The organism is Corynebacterium sp. (assembly GCF_012837295.1).
Lineage (GTDB): Bacteria > Actinomycetota > Actinomycetes > Mycobacteriales > Mycobacteriaceae > Corynebacterium.
Genome location: NZ_DURI01000230.1, coordinates 1 through 2,061, shown reverse-complemented (window position 1 = coordinate 2,061; position 2,061 = coordinate 1). Strand labels below are relative to the sequence as shown.

1 protein-coding gene is annotated in these 2,061 nt (G+C 68.0%); it reads right to left on the bottom strand.

The genetic code is table 11. From position 1 onward, the window contains the following. Window positions 1–1,766 (bottom strand): DEAD/DEAH box helicase (locus tag GX015_RS07560; RefSeq protein WP_291344064.1); only part of this gene is annotated, 1,766 nt, incomplete at its 3' end. Window positions 1,767–2,061 lie beyond the last annotated feature (295 nt).

The window sequence follows — 2,061 nt, the reverse complement described above, 5'->3', positions numbered from 1 at the left end:
TCGCGGACGCCGCGGCCACCGCGGTCCTCCTCGAAGCGGCCACGGCCCTCGCGGCTGTCGCGGCCACGGCCGTCGCGATCGTCGCGCTTGCGGCGCGGCGGCTCCTTCATCAGGAAGTCGCCGTTCTGCGACGACGCGGCCAGCGCGGCGGCGATGTCGGCCAGCGGGGTGTCGTGCTCGTCGGCGTAGGACTGGATCAGCTCGCGGAAGACCGGGACCTGGTCGTCGGCGAGCGCCTCGGTGATGGCGTCCATGAACTTCGACTTGCGCGAGTCGTTGACCTCGTCGACGCTCGGCGGCGTCATCTCGTGCAGGGTCGACTTCGTCGCGCGCTCGATGGAGCGCAGCAGGCGGCCCTCGCGCGGGGTGACGAACAGCAGCGCTTCGCCCGAGCGGCCCGCGCGGCCGGTGCGGCCGATGCGGTGGACGTAGGACTCGGTGTCGTGGGGGATGTCGAAGTTGACCACGTGGCTGATGCGGTCGACGTCCAGGCCGCGGGCGGCGACGTCGGTGGCCACGAGGATGTCCAGGCGGCCGTTCTTCAGCTGGTCGATGGTGCGCTCGCGCTGGTTCTGCGCGATGTCGCCGTTGATGGCGGCGGCGGTGAAGCCGCGGGCGCGCAGCTTCTCGGCGAGCTCCTCGGTCTCGTGCTTGGTGCGCACGAACACGATCATCGCCTCGAACTCCTCGACCTCCAGCACGCGGGTGAGGGCGTCGAGCTTGTTGCGGTGCGCGGTCATCAGGAAGCGCTGGCGGATGTTGTCCGCGGTGCGCGTCTGCGACTTGACCGTGATTTCCTGCGGGTCATTGAGGTACTGCTTCGACAGGCGGCGGATCGCGGCCGGCATGGTCGCGGAGAACAGGGCGACCTGCTTCTCGGCGGGGGTGTCGGCGAGGATGCGCTCGACGTCTTCCTGGAAGCCCATGTTCAGCATCTCGTCGGCTTCGTCGAGGACCAGGAAGCGCAGGTCGGAGATGTCCAGCGAGCCCTTCTGCAGGTGGTCGATGACGCGGCCCGGGGTGCCCACGATGACCTGGGCGCCGCGGCGCAGGCCGGAGAGCTGGATGCCGTAGGACTGGCCGCCGTAGATCGGCAGCACGGAGATGCCGCCGAGGTGGTCGGCGAAGGACTGGAAGGAGTCGGCGACCTGGAGCGCCAGCTCGCGGGTCGGGGCGAGCACGAGCGCCTGGGGGGCGCGGACCTTGCGGTCGATGCGGGCGAGGACCGGCAGCGCGAAGGCGGCGGTCTTGCCGGTGCCGGTCTGCGCCAGGCCGACGACGTCGCGGCCGCTCATCAGCGTCGGGATGGTCGCGGCCTGGATCGGCGACGGCGACTCGTAGCCGACCTTCGTCACCGCGGCGACGACCTCGTCGGGCAGGTCCAGCTCGTCGAAGCCGGGGCCCTGGGGCTCGTCATTGTCGGCCTTGTCGGCCTTGTCGGCCTTCTTCTTGTCGTTCTTCTGCTCGGCCTCGGCGGCGTTGTCCTCGAAGGGGGCCTCGTCGGCGTTGGAAACCTCGGACTCGTCGACCTTCACGGTTTCGGTAGCTTCAGCGTTCTCGGTCTTCGCGGTGTTCTGCTCGCCGGCGTTCTGCTCGGCGTTCTCGTCAGCGGGGGCCTGCTCGGCATTCTGCTCAGCGGCCTGCGCCTGCTCGACGGTGTTCTCGGTGTTCTGCTCGGCGGTGGTGTTCTCGCCGGTGTTCTCGTTCAGCTCCGCACCCTGCTCATCGCGGAAATTCTCGTTGTCGTAACCCATGTATTTACCCATCTCATGGCCCCTGTGGGCCTCATGTGCGGCGCTTCCGGCCGTCTCGTCCGCGGTCTCGTACACCGCGTGCTCTGCATTGAAATTGTCTTCGTGGGCCGTGTTGGCCCGCCCATCGTCAGTGTCCGCGGGGTCGCTCTTATCCTGGCTGACCTGCGCAGCATCAATCATCGACGTTTTCAGTACGTCGTCGAGTGTGAGGGGTGCGCTGTCGTGCGAGCTTTCCGTGGATACCGATTCGTCGTTGGATTCCGGCGTTTTCACGTTGCCGGCCACGTCATCGGTTGTGCTCATTGCC